Raw genomic sequence first — 20,278 nt, 5'->3', positions numbered from 1 at the left:
GACGCCGACACCGCTGAGCCGCGCGGCGGCACCGATCGTCGCTGACTGATCTGAAACCGCCAAGCCCTTCGCAGCCTGGGACGGGCCTTATGCCCGCAATTCTGCGATCATCGGAGCTAACTTCCTTTGGTACGTGCAATGACTTTGCCTGCCGTCCTCGCAGAACTGCGAGCCCTGGTAACGCAGCGCATGGCCGGCATCCACGCCGCCCTGCTCGATCAAGCCGACGACGCCTTGTTCGATCTAGCCTCGCGCTCGTCGGCCAGCCGCGATCAGCAGGACTACCTCGACGCCATGCGCGAGTTGCGCCGCGAGCGTGCTGCGGTGACGCAGCGCTTGCGCGAAAGCTTGCTGGCCGATTTCGACAGCGGCCCCAGCGAGCCGGTGGCAGCCGAGCAGCCACCCGACCAGCTCAGTCTGGTGGCGGTCGATGACCTTGAGCTACAGCTGGCTGGCGAGCGGCTGGCCGCGACGCTCGAGCGGCAGTATGGCCGCAGCCTGCATGGGCTGGCACAGGCCATGCTGAAAGTGAGCGGCCAGGCACGCCCGCCGCTCAGCCCGCTGGCCCTGGCCAAGGGATTGACCGGGGCATTGTCCAGTCTGCACATCCCGCTCACCGGACAACTGGTGATCCTCAAGCTGTTTGAGCGGCAGCTGGGCAGCGAGTTTGGCAACCTGCTTAACCAGCTGATCAAGAAGCTGAGCGAACACGGGATAGAGCTGCCACGCGACGGCGTGCGCGCCGGCCAGCCAGTTCGCCCGGCCAGCCGACCCGCCGCGAGAGCAGACGCTGAGTCGGCCGACCCAGTGTCCACCACGGCGGATAGCGAATCCGAGGACGACAGCTGGACCCCGGAGACGGTGGAACGTCGTGATCAGAACGAGCTTGCCGAGGACGTCGCGGCCAGCGGTTCGATCATGCTCCTGCATGCCCTGCGCGATATGTTCTCCAGCTACTTCGGCGGCTCGGACAAGAGCAATGGCAACGGCCATCTGCAGGGCGAAGCAACGGCAGCGGTGTCAGCCGCCACGACGCGCATGGGCGAGGCCACCTCGGCAGCTGCACGCTCGACACCCGGCGGCGCCCAGCTCGACCATCGTCCGGCAGCGCTGGCCGCCGAACAGGTGCTGGCCGCCCTGGCCTATATGCAGCAGCACCCGCCCGCCGGTCTGTTCCGCGCGGTTGACGACCGCAGCGCCGAGCTTGGCGACCTGCTGAAGTTCGAACTGCTGCACTGCGCCCGCGACACCCTCGGCCTGTCGATCGCTGGCGGCCTGCGTCAGGCCGATGCCCAGGGCCTGACCCTGGTCGGCATGCTGTTCGATGTCCTGCTCGATCAGGGCGATTTTTCCGACGCTGTACGGCGCCAGCTGATCGCCGTGTCGGTGCCCTACACCAAGGTGGCCCTGCTCGATCAGCAGATGTTCGCGCATCGCACCCATCCGGCGCGGCGGCTGCTGAACATGCTGGCCGACGCCTGCGACGGCAACCAGGGCGAAACCCGCACCGAGCGCGAGCTGCTGATGCGCGTCGAGGCGGTGATCAAGCGCTTGAACAAGGAATTTGATCGCGACACCGAGATCTTCAATGAGCTGGAACAACGCTTCGCCCGCGTGATGGAACAGCGGGTGCAGCGCAGCCGGCTGGTCGAGCGGCGAACCGCAGAGAGCCTGCAGGGCCGCGAGCGACTGGAAGACGCCCGCCTGACCGCCTCGCTGGAGGTCTCCAGCCTGATGGGCGGACATCAGGTGCCGGAAGCGATCGAACAATTCGTCCGCCGCGACTGGAGTCACCATCTGGCCATGGTATTGCTGCGCGAGGGCGAGGACAGCCAGGCCTTCCGCAATGCACGGCGAATCGGGGTCGACCTGATGATCGCCGTGCATGCCTGCGCCCTGGGCGCGCCAATACCGCAGGAGCTGGGCGCCAAGCTCAAGCCGGTCATGCAGAGCACCGGCCGTCATAGCGTCGACGATATTCTGCAGGCCATGCAGACACTGCACGGCGCACCACCGTCGACCGTGGCCAATATCGATCGGGTCGGTGGCGATAGCCCGGCCGATCAGCAGGCCATTCAGCGACGCCTTCTGGCGATGCGCGAACAACGTGCCAAAGCGGCCGGGCTGGCACCGCGGGCGCCGACAACAGACTCCGCCGCACCAGCGGCCCGCGCAGGCGCCGAGCCGACCGCGCCCGTCGCGGCTTCAAGCAATGTCAACACGATCGACCAGCAGGTAGCCGCCAGTGCGCAAGACCCTGCCTTTGAGATCGTCGAAACGGCCACCGTCGTGGCCGGTGGCAGCCCCGAATTGAACGGTGATCTGGCACTGGAAATCGACGCCACCCAGGTATCTCCTGCGGATATCGAGCGGGTCAACCGCTTGAAGCCGGGACAGTGGGTCGATCTGATTGATGCTCACGGCGTGCAACACGCGGCGAAATTGAGCTGGATCAGTCCGCTGTCACAACGCATCCTGTTTGTGAACCGCGGCGGCACCCGCCTGTGCCTGTTATCGCCGCCGGAAGCGGCAGCCCTGATCACCCAGGGCAAGCTGCGCTCGCAAACCGCCGACCAGCCGTTCGATCGCGCCCTGGTCAATGTGATGGCACGCATCCGCGAAAACGTCGAACTGGCCCATCCCAAGGAGTAGCGGCTGCCTGAGACATCCGCACGAGACCCTTTGCTCGTCACCCCCCGCGCAGACAGGGGGCCAGCGCTCGGGTCACCCGCCATCGTTCGACCTTCGCAAGTTCTGCATTCCCGCTACGCGCGCCCATGCCGGCATGACACTTCCCTGCCGCACGAGAAGAGCGGCTCAGCCCGGATATTTCCTGAGGGGGCGCGGATGATCACCGAGGACTTTGCGTCGAGTGCAAGGCGCGACGAGCCCAAGTGGTGGGCCCCACTTGAGCGAGAAGCAACGCTCAGCGCTGCTCTGCCAACTCATCGTCAAGGTAGTACCAGCGCCCCTCTTCCAGCGCAAAGCGACTCTTTTCGTGCAGGCGCTGCGCTGGCTCTCCGCCGGCCTTGTAGCGAGCCACAAACTCGACCCCGGCGCGGTCGGCGCCGTCCTGCCAGCGCTGCTTAACATCGAGTCCCAGCCACTTCACGCCGGCGTCAAAGTCGATCGCGTCGGGGCGGGTGGTCGGATGCCAGGTGGCGAGCAGATAGTCGGCATCGCGCAACACGTAGGCGCTGTAGCGTGAGCGCATCAGGGCTTCGGCATTCGGCGCCGGCTCACCATCGTGGTAGCGGCCACAGCATTGCGCATACGGCCAAGGATTGCCACACGGGCAGGCTTCGCTGGATCTCATGACACTCCCATCAATGTCGGGTTTCAATCGAGCCGCATCGTCGCCACTGCGGCATCGGAGACGAACGGATTGCTGCGCCGCTCGCGACCCAGGGTCGACATCGGGCCATGACCGGGAATGAACTGAACCTCATCGCCGAGTGCAAACAGCCGACCGCGAATCGAACGAATCAGGTCAGCATGATTGCCGCGCGGAAAATCGCTGCGGCCAATCGAGCCCTGGAACAGCACGTCGCCGACCATGGCCAGCTTGCTCGGCCGGTGAAAGAACACGACGTGCCCGGGCGTGTGTCCAGGGCAGTGCAACACCTCAAGCAGCTGATTGCCCAGCGTCACGCTGTCGCCCTGCGCCAACCAACGTTCGGGCACGAAGCTGCGCGCCGGCGGAAACCCGTACTGCGCCGCCACCGGCGGCAGCGCCTCGATCCAGAATTGATCATCCGGATGTGGGCCTTCCACCGTCACCCCCTGCCCTTCCTGCAGGTCGCGAACGCCGCTGGCGTGATCCAGATGGCCGTGGGTGACCAGCACCTTCTCGAGAATGAGTCCACGCGCAGCGACCGCGGCCAGCAGCCTGTCCACCTCGCCACCTGGGTCAACCAGGGCGGCGCGCTGAGTTTCGTTGCACCATATCAGGCTGCAGTTTTGCTGGAATGGGGTAACCGGATGGATTTCATAGCTAAGTGACATCATTGAGCTGCTGGCTGCTTGATCTGGCACATTTTGCCGACTTGGCAGCAGGCACGCCACAGCGCTTGTTGCCGAGGCAAGCGGTTGCGCGCATAGTGATCCGCTGGCGCGCCCCAACACGAGCATCAGTGCCATAGGCGCCGGACCGGCCAAACGGGAGAGCACCATGCGTGGAATCTCGATCCGCTGTCGCCAATGGAGTTGCGCATTCACCCTGCTGATCGGCTGCGCCGCAGCAACAGCAGCCACCCACGACGTGACCCTGTCGGGTGTCAGCTTCAGCCCCAGAGACCTGCTGATCGAAGTCGGCGATAAGGTGCGCTGGACCAACCAGGGCGGCTTTCACGACGTGGTCGCCGACGACAACAGCTTTAGCTCCGGCCCGCCGAGCTCGGCTGCCTTTGTCTTCGAGCACACCTTCAACAGCCCAGGCGAGTTCGGCTACTTCTGTTCGGTGCATGGCTCAGCCGGCGGTATCGGCATGGCGGGCACCATCAGTGTGGAAGGCAGCGCGCCTCCGGCTGGGCCCGCCCTGACCCGCAGCAGCTCAGGCGCCTGGTTCAACCCAGCGACCAATGGCCAGGGACTGCTTGTCGAGGTCTATCCAGAGCAGAACATCTTCACCTTCGCCTGGTTTACCTGGCTGGATGACGCCGACAGCGATCAACAGGACTACGACTGGATGACCGGCAGCGGAGTGTTTCAGGGCAATGTGGCCACGCTGGAGATGTTCCGCAGCCGCGGAGGTCGCTTCAACGACCCCAACTCACCCGTCAACACTACGGCGGCCGGTCAGGGCAGTTTCACCTTAACCAGCTGCACCACCGCCCTGTTCAGCTTTGATCTGTTCGATCCGCAGCGCAGCGGCACGATCGAACTCACTCGCATTCTGCCGTCGGGACCAGAATGCCAAGACCCCGAGCCAAACCCGTGAACGAGCAGCTGGAACGCCGACGCCATCAGCTCAGCATGACCGTGCTGATGACGCCGGACATGGCCAACTTCTCCGGCCACGTTCACGGCGGCACCATCCTCAAGCTGCTCGACCAGGTGGCCTACGCCTGCGCCAGTCGCTACGCCGGACTGTATGTCGTCACCCTGTCGGTCGATCAGGTGATGTTCCGCGAGCCGGTGGAAGTCGGTGAGTTGGTCACCTTCCTGGCGGCAGTGAATTACACCGGCTCGACCTCGATGGAGATCGGCATCAAGGTGCTGGCCGAAGATATTCGCCAGCAGAGTGTACGTCACGTCAACAGCTGTTTCTTCACCATGGTGGCGGTGGACGCACACGGCCACTCGACCGCGGTGCCGCCGCTTGAGCCGCAGACCGAGGATGAACAACGCCGCTACCAGGCCGCCCAGCTGCGCCGCCAGCTCCGCCAGGAACTGCCGGCGCGCTTTGCCGCCATTCGCGCCGAGTCGACCGCTCAGTCGGACTGAGCACGATCCGAGTTGCCAAGCGCGAGACCGCCGGCTGACAATCGAGGCAGACAGTGAGGTGCCATGTCGCTCGAAGCGTCCGCAGCGAAAACAACGTTCAGACCCTGCGCGACGGCGCGGCTCGGCTGCTTGTTGATCTGCGATCTGGCCGAGTCCACCGCCCTCATCGAGCGACTTGGCGATCACCGCGCCACCGAGCTGATCCGCCGCCACGACCAGCTGGCCCGCGACACCCTGCACAGGCACCAGGGCCGGGAAATCGACAAGACCGACGGTTTCCTGTTGCTGTTCGAGCGCCCGATCCAAGCAGTGGCCTTTGCGCTCGAGTACCAAGGTCTGCTGACCGCTCTCGGGCAGGAGGTCGGAGAGACTCTGGCCGCCCGCGTCGGCATCCATGTCGGCGAAGTGCTGACCTGGAGCAATCTCGCCAACGACGTGGCCAAGGGCGCCAAGCCGTTCGAGGTCGAGGGTCTGACCAAGGCGATCGCCGCGCGATTGATGAGCCTGGCCCGCGCCGGGCAGGTGCTGCTGTCGGAAGCGGCCTACCATCCGGCCATGCGTGCAGCGACTGAACTCGGTGGCAGCGATGAGCTGCGCTGGGTTCGGCATGGCGACTATCGTCTGCAAGGCGTTTCCCGCCCGCAGTGCGTTTTCGAAGTCAGCCGCCGGAGCGGCACGGCCCTGGGCGCGCCCATCGCTGCACTGAAGGCACGGCCGGTGCGTCGCTGGCGACAGCCGCTCTCGCTGGTCCTGCTGGCGATCTGCGGCATCGCCCTGCTGTACTGGAGCGTGCGGCCCGAGCCGGCGATCGCGTTTGCCGAACGCGACTGGCTGGTGCTGGCCGACCTCAACAACCAGAGCGGCGATCCGCGCTTTGACCGTGCGCTCGATACCGCAGTGCGAATCGGTCTGGAGCAATCGCCCCACATCAACCTGGTCTCGCCGCACAAGCTGCGGCAGACCCTGCAGCTGATGCGACAGCCCGCCGATGCCAGGATCGACCGTGAACTTGGCAGCCAGCTGACCCGACGCAGCGGTGCCCGCGCCTTGCTGCTGCCGACCTTGGCCGAGGTGAGCGGACAACTGCGCTATACCACCGAACTGGTCGATCCACTGAGCGGCACCACGGTGTACAGCCATTTCGTCGACGCTAGCGACGAAGCGCAGCTGCTGCGCGGCATCGACAGCGCCCTGGATCGCGTACGCAGCGATCTTGGCGAATCGATCGAGTCGATCGAACGCGACACGCTGACGCTGGACCGGCTGACCAGTGGCAACATCGATGCGCTACGCGACTACGCGCTGGCCCAGGAGGCCAAGAGCCGATCGCAGATGGCGCTGGCCGGTGAGCTGCTCAATCAGGCGTTGAAACTCGATCCGGAATTCGCCATGGCGATGTCACTGCAGGCGGTGTTGCGCTTCATGGAGGGCGACCTGACCGGCGCGGCGGCCAAGGTAGACGAGGCAAAATCCTTGAGCAGCCGTCTCAGCCCATGGGAACAGAACCATCTCGATGCAGTGAGCGCGCTGTACTCCGGCAGTGCCGACACGGTGACCAAGTGGCGCGCTCTGGCGGCCCGTTTTCCCGATCGCCATTCGGCGCATCACACCCTGTCGATGGCGCTGGCTGCAGACAACGCCATCGAATCGGCCTTGCAGGCGATCCAGCCGGCACTCGATCCGATCAGTCATGGCTATCGCAACAGCCAGTATCAGGCCGCGGTATTCGAACTCTGGCGCGGTCGAGTAGAGGCCGCACTGGCCCTTTTTCGCAGCGCTGAAGAAGCCGGTGTGGCTGGCGATATCTCCGCCTATGCGCTGGCCGAACTGGCCTCCGGCAATGCCGAGCGCGGCCTGCAACTGCTGCAGGCCGGCAAGCAGGCCGAGTCCGCCGAGCATGCCGCCCGCAATGCGCTGGCCGAAGTCAGCATTCAGATTCAACGCGGCGAGCTCGCTGCGGCACGTGCCGGCCTGTCGGCGCTGAGTGCACAGCATGCCGACCTGTCGGCTGAACTCAATGTTGAGATCGCCCTGGCCCTGGCCAGCTACGACTGTCTGATCGCGCGCAAGCCGCTGCCTCCGGCGCGGGCCGAGCCGGGCGCGAGCAACCGCGGCGAACAGCAACGCTGGCGATTTCGACAGGCGCTGCGGCAGGCCGTCGCCCTGCACTGCGCTGACTCGGCGCCGTCGCCTGCCCTCGCCCGAGCCGACGACGACAGTCTTGCCACCGTTCTTGCCCTGGATTGGCTGCAGGCCGAACAACGATTGCAGGCCGGGCAGGCCAGACAGATGCTGGATGAAAGCGCCGCCAAGCTCGACCGCAACGAGCTATGGCTGCTTCGTCATGCCCGCCGACGTGCGTTTGAGCTGCTCGGCGACCCGGCCGGCGTCGAGCGTGAAGCGCGCTGGCTTGAACAGCACGCTGCGCGCAGCCTGGTCGAGTTCAGCGAACACTATGCCGCGCTTGATCTGATCAATGGCCTGTTCCTGCAACGCGATCACCAGCCCCGCATGGCATTACACAGCAACGAGCAAACCAGCGGACCTCCGCAGTGAATCAGAGCGTTAAGTCGCGAACGGCCTGAGCCGCCACCCGGCGTTTGACGCCAATTGCAGCAGAATTCAGGCGGTTGCCAAGCGCAGCGGCTGGCAGGACAATCGTGGGCCCGACAGAATAGACGCCATGGACAGCCGCCTCGCCTCGCCACCGGCCGCCGCCGAACCCAAGGCAATCAAGGCCACTCCACACCTCGGCTGTCTGCTGCTGTGCGATCTGGCCAACTCGACCCGACTGATCGAGCAGCTGGGCGACTCGCGGGCGGCGCAGCTGATCCGCCGGCATGATCAGCTGGCGCGCGACACCTTGCATCGCTTTCACGGCCAGGAAATCGACAAGACCGACGGTTTCCTGGTGCTGTTCGATCGTCCGATCGAGGCGGTGTCGTTTGCGCTGGCCTACCAGAACCTGCTGCGCGAGTTGGGTCAGGAAGCCGGCTATCCGCTTGCCGCCAGGGTCGGCATCCATGTCGGTGAAATTCTCAGTTGGCGCAACTCGGCCGAAGACATTGCTCAGGGTGCCAAGCCGATCGAGATCGAAGGCCTGGCCAAGGCGATCGCCGCGCGACTGATGGGTCTGGCCAAGTCGGGGCAGATCCTGCTCTCCGAATCGGCCTATTCGTTGGCCTTCCGCGCCCGGGAAGAGCTGGCCGAGGTGGGTTCGCTGCGCTGGATCAGCCACGGCGAGTATCGATTGCATGGGGTCAGCCGGCGAATGTCGGTGTTCGAGGTCGGCGTTCCGCCGATTGCGCCACTGAGCCCACCGAAGAGCAAGGCCAAGGCCAAACGCATTGTTCCATGGTGGCAGTGGAAGCCCCTGTATCTGCTGCTGTTCGGCGCCATCGCTTCGGCCATGACCTATGTGTTTCTGCAGCCAGAGCCGGCGATTGCGTTTGCCGAGCGCGACTGGATCGTGGTGGCTGATCTCAACAATCACAGCGGCGACCCGCGCTTCAACGAATCCCTGGACACCGCCATCCGACTCGGTCTGGAGCAGTCCCGCCATGTCAACCTGGTGAATCACACCAAGGTGCGCGACACCTTGCGCCTGATGCGCCAGCCCGCGGATGTGCCGGTGCAACGCAGCAACGGCAGCGAAGTCGCGCAGCGACTAGGGGCACGTGCATTGCTGCTGCCGAATCTGGTCGAGCTGGGCGGGCGTTGGCGCTTCACCGCTGAGCTGATCGATCCACGCACCGGCACCACAGTGTATGCGGAGTTTGCCGATGCCAGAGACGAATCGCAGATTCTGGCCGCTGTCAACAGCAGCCTGAACAACGTTCGTTCGCGGCTGGGCGAATCGATGAGCGCCATTACCGCTGCCTCCGAGCCGCTCGGAAAAATCACCAGCAACAACGTCGATGCCCTGCGCGGCTATGCCCTGGCCCTGAAGGCAAAGAACCGCTCAGAGATTCCCCTGGCCCGCGAGCTGCTTCGCCATGCACTGGATCTGGATCCCGAGTTTGCGATGGCCATGTCGCTGATGGCTGCGTTGAACTATATGGAAGGAGATTCTGCCGCAGCAGCAAGTACGGTAGCCGATGCACTGCGATTGCGCGATCGTTTGAGCGCCGTTGAACGCGCACATCTTGCCGCTGTGCTGGCCTTCTATCGTGGCGACGACGATGCCGCCAACAAGTGGCTGGCCCTGGTCACCCAGTACCCGGACCGACACTATGCCCACCACTTGCTCGCCGTGGTGCTGGCACGGGACAACCTATACCAGGAAGCTCGGCGTGCGCTTGAGCCGGCGCTCAACCCCCTGCATCCGGGACTGAACAGCGCCAACTATCAAGCCGGATTGCTCGAACTGGGGCTCGGCGACCTATCGACCGCCAATGAGCGGTTTGAACAAGCCATGGCCCAGGGCACGGGTGGTGATCTGCGAGCCGCCGCCTTTGCCCGCTGGCTGTCCGGTCAACGGCAAGCGGCCATCGACCTGCTATCCGACAAGCAGGAAGAACTCCCAGCCGAGCTGGCGGCGCTGAATCTGCTTGGTCTGGCAGTGCTGGATCTTGAAGCTGGCGCGGTGGATCAGGCGCTATCGCGACTGCAGGCCTTGCAGCAGGCACCGCGCCTGTCCGACGGTCTGCGCGACGATATCCGCCTGTCGAGCTTCGCCGTGCAATGCTTGCTGCGCGGCCAGCCGAACGCGCCGGACTGGCACAACCTTGCGTTCCGCGCCAGCGCCGATAACCCAGCCGCTCAGCAGATTCTCGCTACCCGATGGCTGCTGGCAGCGGGCATTGCGACTCGCTGTGGCCAAGCGGAGGTGGAAGTACCAGCGGCCCCGCCGGGCGATTCGCCGATGGCAACGCATTTCCGCCAATGGTACGAAGGCGAAAAGCTGCTGGCACAGGGCAAGGCCGCTGCGGCACTGAGCGCATCAAGCACCGATGCAGACAAGGCCAACGCAGAACCGTACCTGCTACGCGATCTGCGGCGTCGCGCCCTTCTCGCTACCGGAGATAGCGACGCGGCCGCCGTGGAAGCGGACTGGCTGCGTCGACATCACGGGCGATCCCTGGTCGAGTACAACGAACGACTGCATAGCTTGGCGGTGCTTAACGCCGCCCTGCGCGTTCTGCCGACACTGGAAAGCGCGACGCCGGTAGCCACGGCAATGCCGGCGCCTTGACACCCCGTCGCCAGCGTCGGCCGACGCCGGACCGCATTCAGTTCAGATCTTGGTATCCAACTGCGGCGCAGAATGGGAAGCCAGCTGCGTCACCAGCATCTTGGTCAATGCATCGCGGCTGCTGGCGATGGCATCCTTGTCGGCCAGTTTCGCCACCTTCATGCAGGTAGCCGCCGCGCTGAACTTGGCGCCCGTCGGGCCCAGCGATCTCAGAGCCTCGGCCGGATCCTTGACGAACAGACTGCGAAAGTCGTCGTCGGAGCTGAGCTTGTCGAGCAGTTTCTGTGCCGTGGCGTCATCAAGATTGATCATGTAAATCCCCTAGTGAGGCGCCGAGCTTAGCAGCAGCGAGCGCGTCGAAAAAGCCAATTCGCCAGGCCGCCCGCACGGCTCTGTGTCGTGAGCTATCGGCCCATGCCGCGCCTGCAGATCAGCGCACCTTGGCCTGAATCCGCTGCGCCAGGGCGGAGGGCGTGAACCCGCGCATTTCCATCGTTTCGAGGGTTTCGGCGGGTGGACCGAAGCCAACCGCAGCCACCGCCCCTTCGCGCCAGGATTGCAATCCCAGGGCCTGTTCAATCGCGCGCTCATTGATCGCCGCTGTAATGAATGCTCCCAGGCCCAGTTCGGCTGCCGACAGGTACATCAACTGCGACAGGTGGCCGGCATCCAGGTGCGTCACCCGCCAGGCCTTGGTGTGTCGTCGATACTTCCAGAACAGCCGGTCATAGCGGGCAGTCATCAACACCATCGCCGCCACGCCAACGAACCATGACTGGCCAGAAACGAAGCGGTGGGCCCACCACCTGGCCTGCTCGGCAGTGCCCAGCGCCAGCGGCTCAAGGGCATGTTCGGCGCACACGTAGTGGTACAGGCCAGGTGACAACCCAGCCACGCGCTGCACCAGCACATAGGCTTCGATACAGTGCAGCCCGCCTCCGGCCGGCGCATTCTTTTTCACCGCGACGGTGTCAGGCGCCATTTCCAAAGTGCCCATCGTGGCCCAGCTGCGACGCAGCATGGTGGCCAATGCATCCAGACTGAGCTCACTGTGCGGGCAGAAATTACGACAGGTCCGCCGCTGTGCCAGTCGCGTATCGAGATCGCTGACCTGTCCGTCGGGCAGCGGCAACAGGGGCTGCTGACCGCGGCGGTAGTCATGACCGGGCGGTGCACCAAACTCTGACAGCATCTGTTCCGAGCTCATCCCGATGCCTTGCTCTACCCGACCTTGGATATCGTTGTCCGCCCAACGACCATGGCTGTGCGCAATGGCTGCCGGCGGCCACCAGGGCACATCGGAAAAGCCACGGTCGCGCTCGCTCGCAGCTTGGTGCTGTTCTCCGTCACTCAACAGCAACTCGGCGTCCAGCAGATGCTGCAGATCGGCTATCGCGTGCGTGTCTAGCAGGGTATCCCAGCACGACCACTGCTCGGCCGAGACGCCTTCCAGCACGGCAAGCTGTGGCAAGGACACCGGCACCGGCGCGTCGCGATGCGTGGCATAGGCCAGCCACCGAGGACTGCGGACCATACCGTCGCCGCCCATCAACAACGACTCAAAATCAAATCGCGGCTTGCTGTCGAGCTCGACGAACAAGGTGCTACAGCGGCGAACCTTCATCGCGACGGGCTCCGGGGAATCGGCGGGCAAGTGTATTGGCGGACCGATCGCGCTGTCTAACCGCGACGATCGACCAAGCCCCCACGCAACTCTGCTAGGTTGTGACACCGACCAACCCGACACCGCCGAATCGAGCTCCGCGTGACTGCGCATTCCTGCTGGCATAACATGCACTTTCGCCATACATGGCGCCCTTATCAGGCGCGGGTGCTGCAGGCCTTCGAGCAACATCTGAGCGATCGCCATTTTCATGTGGTCGCCGCCCCTGGCGCGGGCAAGACGGTGCTGGGTCTGGAAGCGCTGCGCCGGCTGGGACGGCCCGCCCTGGTGCTGGCGCCGAGCCTGGCGATTCGCGATCAGTGGTGCCAGCGATGGCGGCAGGACTTTGTGTCGGCTGCTGCAGACCACCCTTCTGAACCCGTCGATTCCCTTTCGTTCGAGATCGATACTCCGGCCCGTTTGACCTTCAGTACCTACCAGGCCCTGCACGCAGCCTCGAAGCGGCTGGGCAACGCCGCGCTGATCGATCGTCCGCAGTCTGCCGGCATCGAATGCCTGGTATTCGACGAGGCGCATCATCTGCGCAGCGCCTGGTGGCGCTGCCTTGATGCGCTGAAGCAAGGACTGGATCAGCCCTGGATCATCGCCCTCACCGCCACCCCGCCATTCGATGTCAGTGCCCAGGAGTGGAACCGCTACCTCGGCCTGTGCGGGCCGGTGGACGAAGAAGTGTCGATACCCGAACAGGTGCGCGCCGGCACCCTGTGCCCACACCAGGATTTCCTCCATCTGTGCCTGGCCGATGCCGAACAGCAAGCTCATCGGCGAGAGTTCGATCAGCGGGTTCGCCGCTGGCTGACCGACTGGCTGCTGGACAGCTCACTGATCGCCGCCCTGCGCGAATTACCGCTGGTGCAGACGCCAGCGTCTGAGCCGAAACAGCTGCTTGAACAACACGATTGGCTGCTGGCCCTATGCATCTTTCTCAGCAGTGCCGCCGGTGAGCTGGCGCAACCATTGCGGGCGGCACTGCGACTCAGCGAGGTCGCCTTACCGGCTTTCGATCTGCGCTGGGCCGAACTGCTGGTGAATGCGCTGCTGTTTCGGCCCGGCGTGCTGGATGAGCTGCATCCCTGGGCGCAGCGCTGGCGGCGCGAACTCAAGCGTGGCGGCGCCATTGAACGGCGGCGAGTGTATCTGCGCGATCCGCCGCGACTCAGCCGACGACTGGAGACCTGCAGCGCCAAGATCGACGCCATCGCCGAGGTACTCGAGTTTGCTCAGGCCGAGCAGGGTCTCGGCCTGCGGGCGGCGGTACTCTGCGACCGCATTGTCGAATCGGCCCTGCCGCAGCCGGGCGAAGGGCCAAGCCGGCATCGACTTGGCGTAGTGCCGGTGTTCGAGGCCGTGCGCCAGCGTCGCCTGGCCGACGCCCGGCTCGCCCTGCTCAGCGGCAGCCTGCTGATCCTGCCCACTGACCTGTTGCCGAACTTGCACGCTGCGCTGCCCGCGACCCTGCGCGCCGGCCTTGTGCTCCGGCCGCTCGACCACGATCCGGTCTACACCCGAATCGATCCGGGCAACACATCGATAGCGCCACTGGTGGCAGCTGTCACCCAACTGTTTGCCCGCGGCGAGCTGAACCTTCTGATCGGCACTGCCGCCCTGCTTGGCGAGGGCTGGGACGCGCCCGCACTTAACACCCTGATCATTGCAAGCACAGCGGGTGCCAGCATGAGCTGCAACCAGATGCGCGGTCGCAGCCTGCGACTGGATCCGCAACGGCCGCACAAGGTGGCGCAGATCTGGCACCTGGCCTGCGTCGAGCCGCAGACCGACAGCAGTGCGGACGCCGGCGGGCCGGATCTTGCCAGTCTGCGCCGCCGCTTTGCCACCTTCGCCGGACTGGACGCCTCGGGTAAGGAAATCTGCAACGGCCTGGCGCGGGTGGTGGATCCGGCGCAGTCGATGCAAGCGGTCGCGTTGGACGAGCACAACCGGCAGCAACGGCTCCGCGCCAGTGATCCGCAGACGATCGAGCGCAGCTGGCAACAGGCGCTCGGCGATGTCGCTCGCGGCAACTATCAGTTGCGCCGGGAGCGGCGCATTCCTGCTCGGCGACTGCCACCCAGCACCTTGCTGCGCTGGTTATCGAGCTCGGCCCCGCACTGGTTTTCTCCCTGGGCCGGCTGGCTGCGCCGGCGTCGGATGCAGCACCTGACGGACTTGCTGCTGACGCACCTGCAGCGCAAGGGGGTGCTGGAAACCAACAAGCGAGCCAGGGTTCGCGTCGAGCTGCTGCAGCATGGCTTCAGCTGTCGGCTCGATCAGTCCAGTCACGTCGATGCGCAGCGCTTTGACGAAGCCCTTAACGAGCTGTTTGGCCGGCCGCTTGTGCCACGCTATCTGATCGAGCAGCAGGGCGATTACTTCCCCCTGCCGAAGGCAATCAGCAGCCGTCGCGCCGACGCCGAGGCCCTTGCCCGCGACTGGCGACGCCAGCTTGGCCCTTGCCGACTGCTCTCGACCCGCAGCCAGGACGGCCGCCACGCATTGCTGGCGGCCAAGGAAGCCTGGCTGCTGTCTGCCGCCGAGGTGCAGACCGAATCCCGCCTGCGCTGGTCGGCCTAGCAGGCTGCTGAGACTCATTTCGGCAGCCTGCTAGCCCGGATATTTCATGAGGTCGCGCCGAAATATCCGGGCTAGGAGCAGCGCATGGTCAACCCTGCATCGGGCTAGAATCCCAGGTCGTTGACCACAAGCGATTGCTCATGTTCGAAGCGTTACTCTGGTTTGGCCTCGGCATCGTCATCCTGCTGCTGGGCGCCGACAGTTTCCTCAAAGGCGCCTCCGGCCTGGCTTTGCGCTTTGGCATCAGCCCCTTCGTCGTCGGTCTGACCATCGTCGGCTTCGGCACCTCGGCGCCGGAGCTGGCGGTGAATCTGTCAGCGGTGTGGCGCGACAGCACCGAGCTGGCACTGGGCAATGTGGTCGGCAGCAATATCGCCAATGTCGGCCTGATCCTGGGCTGCTGCGCCCTGGTCGCGCCGTTGGCGGTGCAGCTGCGCATGGTACGGGTCGAAGGGCCGCTGATGATCGGCGCCGCCCTGCTGCTCTGGGTGCTGTGCTTCGACGGCGAGCTGGGACGCGGCGACGCCCTGCTGCTGCTGATCGGCTTTGCCGCGGTGATGACCTATGTCGCGCGCACAGCCGGCGACGAATCGGCCGAGGTGCAGGCAGAGTTTGGAGAACACGCCGGCACCCAGCTCAAACCACCGCGCAATGTGGTGCGTCTGATCGTCGGGCTCGCCGCCCTGGTCTATGGCGCCAGTGAGATGGTCGATGCTGCCCTGATCCTGGCCCGACTGTGGGGCTGGAGCGATCTGCTGATCGGCCTCACCGTAGTCGCCGTCGGCACCTCCCTGCCTGAGCTCGCTTCTTCACTACTGGCCGTATGGCGCGGGCAAACCGATATCGCCGTCGGCAATGTGGTGGGGTCGAACCTGTTCAATATCCTGCTGATCCTCGGCGCCACCGCCAGCATCGAGCCACTGCCGGTGACCGGATCGATGCTGCGCCTGGAGCTGCCGATCATGTGCGGCTTCATGGTCCTGGCCTACCTCGTCATGGGGCGCAAGATGCGCATCACCCGCGCGGAGGGCGGCCTGATGCTGCTGGCCTTCGTCGGTTGCACCACCTGGCTGGCCCTGCGCTAGCCCGGATACTAGTGTGGGTTCGGGACCGCGTCGCCTGAACCAGATCGGCCGACACGCTGTGGGATCGATGGCCGGTGGCATCCGTCAATAGTTGCGGCGGGATGTTGGATTCTGGCTAGACCGCCCCATCGGCAACAGCCAGCTGCGGCCAGGAGCGGGCTGTCAGGGCTGTTCCCTTCTCCCTGTGGGAGAAGGTGCCCGAAGGGCCGATGAGGGCACGAATACGCCATACGCTGTGGGCGCGGTTGCAACCAAACGGTGACCACACCCGGCCCTCAGCCCCGGCCCCTCCCCCACGGGGAGCGGGGAACCGCTTCGGGTCGCCGCCAGGCTGGCTGAGCTTGTCGAAGCCAGCCGACCAGCTTTGCAACCTCAATGCTCGCGTTGGTACCTTCAGGGCTCGCTTCGGTGAGGCACCCTTCGACGGGCTCAGGGTGCGTCAAGGCGATTCCATCGCTGCAGCCCTCGGACTCTTATCCGCCCTTCGGGCTGTTTCTCAGTGCGAACGAACAGGGCAAGCCATCGTCCGCTTCGGGTCGCCGCCACGCTGGCTGAGCTTGTCGAAGCCAGCCGACCCAGCATTGCAACCTCAATGCTCGCGTGGGCACCTTCCAGGCTCGCTTCGGTGAGGCACCCTTCGACAAGCATAGGGTGCGTACGGGCGAGTACGCCAGCGAGAGCGAGGTCATACGCGACGGGTTGCGGGCGCGTTGCTTGCACGTGCCCGAGCGGTTGAGGCTTGGCTACACCATCGAGTCGGTCCGGCGCTCGAAGCGCTCAAGGAGGACCCCACGCGGGCTGTTACCCCTGATGCGGTGAGGGCCCGCCTCGAAGATCTGCGCTGAGCACTCCGTTTCACCTTCGCGATAGCGCCGCGTCATGTCGGCAGAATCGAAATACCTGGGGCTGCGAAATGGAGTTGCGAACGATCCAACGCCGTATTCAGGTGCCGCGCCACGACTCGATCTCAGACGACACGAAAGTATCTCCCCCCGACCAGCCCCGCTACGTACTGGGAGTCGCTTCCGTCACTTCCGACGGAAGCTGCGAACGAGCTTGATGGGCCAGGCGAAAACTCGCCGCCAGAACTCGGCCTCCTTGGCCAAGAGCTGGGCGAACTGCGCTGGGATCCCCAATGAGTTACTGAGCTCGATTGCGGCCATCTCCGGCGACTTTCGACCGAGGATGACTGCGAAGTAGACCGACGCCAGCACCCGCACCTCGACATAGATGAGGAGGCCAATGGCGGCGTAGCGAAGCCAGGTAAGCCAGGGCAATAGAACCTGGTGCTCCAAGGGAACCAGATGAGACGCGGCCCACACTCCGCCACATGAGAGGGCAAGCGCACGCAGTGCTGCTGACTTCCCAGACTTGCGATAGCACCACAAATAGAGGGCTGGAATGAGGACAGCCAGGTCGAACAGCAGGCCGGCTTCAATCAGGCGGGCCTCCACCGGCCAATCGGCGGTTTGTGACACAACCAGTGCACCGAAGACCACTAGGAGCGCTGGCAGAGCAAACCAATGACGGTTGAGCAAGCGGTGCAAACCGTGAGTGAGCATTGATGGTTTCCAAGTAGTTCTTCAAGCAGTTTAACCCGGATAGTTCATGCGGGGGCGCGGATGATCACCGAGGACTTTGCGCCGAGTGCAAGCCCACTTGGACGAGATCGGGACGCAGTCCCGCGTAGCTGCGACAGCAGCCGACCGAGCGTAGCGAAGGCGCAGGCTACGAAGTAGCCGTTGCTGCGTAGCAGCCGAACAACGCGGCAATCGGTGCAAGAGACCTCGGGGCGAATGCCCCGCGTAGCCGCGCAGCGGCCGACCGAACGCAGCGCGAGGATGCGCCCGGCCGAGCGACAGGCGAAGAAGTTGGTCAGGGCCGCGTCAAGAGTTTGCCAAAGCGGTTCAGCGGTAGTTTCACCGCAGCCAGCGACGCGGCCCCGCGCCCTGTCGACCCAGTGCATCATTGGCGTTGTGGATACGACAGTGCTGCAACGATAGACAGCCACAGCCAATGCATTGATCGAGCTGATCACGCAGTTGCAGCAACTGCTCAATGCGCAGCTCGATGCGCTGGCGCCAGCCGCGTGACAGGCGTGCCCAATCGGCCTTGGTCGGCGTGCGCTGCGCCGGGAGCTCGGTCAGTGCCTCGGCGATCTCATCAAGCGATATTCCGAGTTGCTGCGCGCTGCGGATAAAGGCCACCCGGCGTAGCATTTCGCGCGGATAGCGGCGCTGATTGCCGGCATTGCGTTCGGCACGAATCAGCCCGCGCGACTCGTAGTAGTGCAAGGCCGACACCGCGACGCCGGCGCGCTCGGCCAGTTCACCGACCCGCAGCAGGGCGCGCTCGCGCACTTGCTTCTGTGCTGTTTTCTGAACCGCTCGCACCACCGATGCTTGACCTCAACTTGACTTGAGGTCTTATCCTGCAGGCCGAATCCTGGAGTTGCAAGATGAGTGCTGCTGAAGCCCAGTTGCAAGACGAGTTGGGTGGCCTGTTCGCGCGCGGTCGGCGCGGGCTGTCGGTCGGTTCCATCGCCCTGATCTCGATGATTGCCTTCGAAGCCATGGCGGTGGTTACCGCAATGCCGGCAGTCGCCCTGGCCCTGGACGGTTTACCGCTGTTCGCCCTGGCCTTTGGCGGCACCCTGGCGACGTCGGTAATCGGCATGGTGGCCGCCGGCCTGCACGCCGATCGGCATGGTCCCTTGGCGGCGATGAGCGTGGGACTGCTGCTGTTCGCCGGCGGGCTGCTGGTGGCCGGACTGGCGCCGGACATGAACTGGCTGATTCTCGGTCGCCTGCTGCAGGGCTTTGGCATGGGCGCCTTGGCGGTCACCATCTATGTCGCGGTCGGTCGCCTTTATCCCGATGCGCTGCGACCGAAGATCTTCGCCATGTTTGCCGCCGCCTGGGTGGTGCCGGCGATGGCCGGTCCGGCGGTGGCCGGCCTGATCGTCGATAGCATCGGCTGGCCCTGGGTGTTTCTATCGATCGCCTTCTTGATGCCGCCAGCGGCCCTGCTGGTGCTGCCCTCGGCGCATCGACTTGGGGCACCCGAGATCGGTCGCCCCTCGAACCGTCGCGCCAGCCTGACCCGCATCGGTTACTCGTTGATCGCTGCTTTCACCGCCCTGCTGCTTTACCGCGCTGGCAGCGATCCCGACGCACTGCCGAAGTGGATCGTGGCGTTAGCGCTGTTCGGCATGATCTGGGCGGCCTGGCGTTTACTGCCGGCCGGCACCTTGATCGCCGGCCCCGGCCTGCCGACCGTGGTCGCCCTGCGCGGCCTGCTGGCGGCCGGCTTCTTCAGCGCCGAGGCCTTTATTCCGCTCTGGTTACAGACCGAGCGCGGCTGGACCGTCACCCACTCGGGTCTGGCGCTGAGCATCGGTGCCCTGGCCTGGAGCGCGGCCAGCGCGCTGCAGGCCAGGGCTGAACGACCACAGGCCAGGCAACGCCTGCTGCGCTCCGGCCTGATCGCAGTCGCCCTCGGCACTGCCGCCATTGCCGGCCTGGTGATCAGCCCCCTGCCCTCCAGCCTGATTCTGCTGGCCTGGATCATCACCGGCTTCGGCATTGGCCTGAGCTTCCCGATGCTGTCGGTGCGACTGATGCAGCTTTCCGGCGATCATGAGAAGGGCGCCAATGCCTCGGCCCTGCAGATCAGCGATGCGCTCGGCACCACCGCCATGCTGGCGGTCTGCGGCGCGCTGTTTGCCAGCCTGCACGAGAGCCAGCCGGTGGCCGCCTTTCTGGCCGTATTTGCGATCTGCCTGTTGCCGGCGCTGATCGCCGTGTTGGTGGCGCCGCGGGTCTGGGCGGAGTGAGGCGGCGGCGCACCGATGGCGTAACCCATTGAGTCGCTGAGTGGCTGCTTTGGACCCTTCTCCCCGTGGGAGAAGGTGCCCGGAGGGCGGATGAGGGTTCGAATACGCGGCGACGGTCAAATCAGGCTGCTGAAATACTCATTTCAGCAGCCTGCTACACCCCCTCTCCCACTGGAAGGGCTTTGATTCGCTCCGATTCAAGGTCCGTGCGAGGTCTCGCGCGACCACCGGCGCTGCGGTCTCAACCTAACCCGGACATTTCATGAGGTCGCGCCGAAAGATCCGGCAATTCCAGGCGGGGCGAGAGTTTCGACCGATGGTGTTGAGATAACAGAGTGTTCGCCATCTTTCGGCGCTGGCACGGCCCTCATTCGGCCGCTGCGCGGCTACGCAGGGCATTCGCCCTGAGGTCCTTTGCGCCGATTGCCGCGTTGTTCGGCTGCTACGCAGCTACGGCTACTTCG

At 64.9% G+C, this 20,278-nt stretch carries 14 protein-coding genes; 8 read left to right on the top strand and 6 right to left on the bottom strand.

Features of this window, described 5'->3' with window-relative positions; genetic code table 11:
- Positions 1-138 precede the first annotated feature (138 nt).
- Positions 139-2,652, top strand: coding sequence for a DUF1631 family protein (locus tag IFO71_RS08520; protein WP_192029171.1), 2,514 nt, complete (start codon positions 139-141; stop codon positions 2,650-2,652).
- A 274-nt stretch (positions 2,653-2,926) separates the two neighbouring features.
- On the opposite strand, the gene IFO71_RS08515 is transcribed toward IFO71_RS08520, so the two are convergent.
- The gene (locus IFO71_RS08515; protein WP_192029169.1) at positions 2,927-3,316 is read right to left on the bottom strand and encodes a YchJ family protein; all 390 of its coding nucleotides are present in this window, start codon (positions 3,314-3,316) and stop codon (positions 2,927-2,929) included.
- Between the two features lie 23 nt (positions 3,317-3,339).
- Entirely contained in the window at positions 3,340-4,005 is a 666-nt protein-coding gene (locus tag IFO71_RS08510; RefSeq protein ID WP_192029168.1) for an MBL fold metallo-hydrolase, read from the bottom strand.
- A 166-nt stretch (positions 4,006-4,171) separates the two neighbouring features.
- Here IFO71_RS08510 and IFO71_RS08505 point away from each other — a divergent pair, with 166 nt between their 5' ends.
- The 4 genes from IFO71_RS08505 to IFO71_RS08490 all read left to right on the top strand — a co-directional run bounded on the left by IFO71_RS08505 (position 4,172) and on the right by IFO71_RS08490 (position 10,639).
- Positions 4,172-4,939, top strand: coding sequence for a cupredoxin domain-containing protein (locus IFO71_RS08505; protein WP_192029166.1), 768 nt, complete (start codon positions 4,172-4,174; stop codon positions 4,937-4,939).
- A gap of 35 nt (positions 4,940-4,974) precedes the next feature.
- The gene (locus tag IFO71_RS08500; protein ID WP_225444499.1) at positions 4,975-5,445 is read left to right on the top strand and encodes an acyl-CoA thioesterase; all 471 of its coding nucleotides are present in this window, start codon (positions 4,975-4,977) and stop codon (positions 5,443-5,445) included.
- Between the two features lie 63 nt (positions 5,446-5,508).
- Positions 5,509-8,001, top strand: coding sequence for a putative peptide modification system cyclase (locus tag IFO71_RS08495; RefSeq protein WP_225444493.1), 2,493 nt, complete (start codon positions 5,509-5,511; stop codon positions 7,999-8,001).
- Between the two features lie 127 nt (positions 8,002-8,128).
- A complete protein-coding gene (locus IFO71_RS08490; protein ID WP_192029160.1) occupies positions 8,129-10,639 on the top strand; it encodes a putative peptide modification system cyclase in 2,511 nt (836 codons plus the stop codon).
- A 42-nt stretch (positions 10,640-10,681) separates the two neighbouring features.
- On the opposite strand, the gene IFO71_RS08485 is transcribed toward IFO71_RS08490, so the two are convergent.
- Both IFO71_RS08485 and IFO71_RS08480 read right to left on the bottom strand, forming a co-directional pair.
- Entirely contained in the window at positions 10,682-10,951 is a 270-nt protein-coding gene (locus IFO71_RS08485; protein ID WP_192029158.1) for an NHLP-related RiPP peptide, read from the bottom strand.
- 118 nt (positions 10,952-11,069) lie between these two features.
- On the bottom strand, positions 11,070-12,263 hold the full coding sequence (locus tag IFO71_RS08480) for a putative peptide maturation dehydrogenase (RefSeq protein WP_192029157.1): 1,194 nt from the start codon (positions 12,261-12,263) through the stop codon (positions 11,070-11,072).
- A 141-nt stretch (positions 12,264-12,404) separates the two neighbouring features.
- Here IFO71_RS08480 and IFO71_RS08475 point away from each other — a divergent pair, with 141 nt between their 5' ends.
- Together IFO71_RS08475 and IFO71_RS08470 are read left to right on the top strand one after the other, a co-directional pair.
- Positions 12,405-14,894, top strand: a complete 2,490-nt coding sequence (locus IFO71_RS08475; protein ID WP_192029155.1) for a DEAD/DEAH box helicase family protein — start codon at positions 12,405-12,407, stop codon at positions 14,892-14,894.
- A gap of 140 nt (positions 14,895-15,034) precedes the next feature.
- Complete coding sequence (locus IFO71_RS08470; RefSeq protein WP_192029153.1) at positions 15,035-15,979, top strand: calcium/sodium antiporter; 945 nt, start codon at positions 15,035-15,037, stop codon at positions 15,977-15,979.
- A gap of 1,028 nt (positions 15,980-17,007) precedes the next feature.
- Here the strand turns inward: IFO71_RS08470 and IFO71_RS08465 are convergent.
- Both IFO71_RS08465 and soxR read right to left on the bottom strand, forming a co-directional pair.
- Positions 17,008-17,541 (bottom strand): hypothetical protein, encoded by a 534-nt coding sequence (locus IFO71_RS08465; RefSeq protein WP_192029151.1) that lies wholly within the window; start codon positions 17,539-17,541, stop codon positions 17,008-17,010.
- Positions 17,542-17,898: 357 nt separating this feature from the next.
- Positions 17,899-18,372, bottom strand: a complete 474-nt coding sequence (soxR, locus tag IFO71_RS08460) for a redox-sensitive transcriptional activator SoxR (protein WP_332309347.1) — start codon at positions 18,370-18,372, stop codon at positions 17,899-17,901.
- 65 nt (positions 18,373-18,437) lie between these two features.
- Between soxR and IFO71_RS08455 the strand changes: the two genes are divergently transcribed.
- Positions 18,438-19,814, top strand: coding sequence for an MFS transporter (locus IFO71_RS08455; protein WP_192029150.1), 1,377 nt, complete (start codon positions 18,438-18,440; stop codon positions 19,812-19,814).
- Positions 19,815-20,278: the final 464 nt, after the last annotated feature.

This window comes from Pseudomarimonas arenosa, assembly GCF_014841215.1.
GTDB lineage: Bacteria > Pseudomonadota > Gammaproteobacteria > Xanthomonadales > Xanthomonadaceae > Pseudomarimonas > Pseudomarimonas arenosa.
This window is presented reverse-complemented; position numbering and strand designations above follow the sequence as displayed.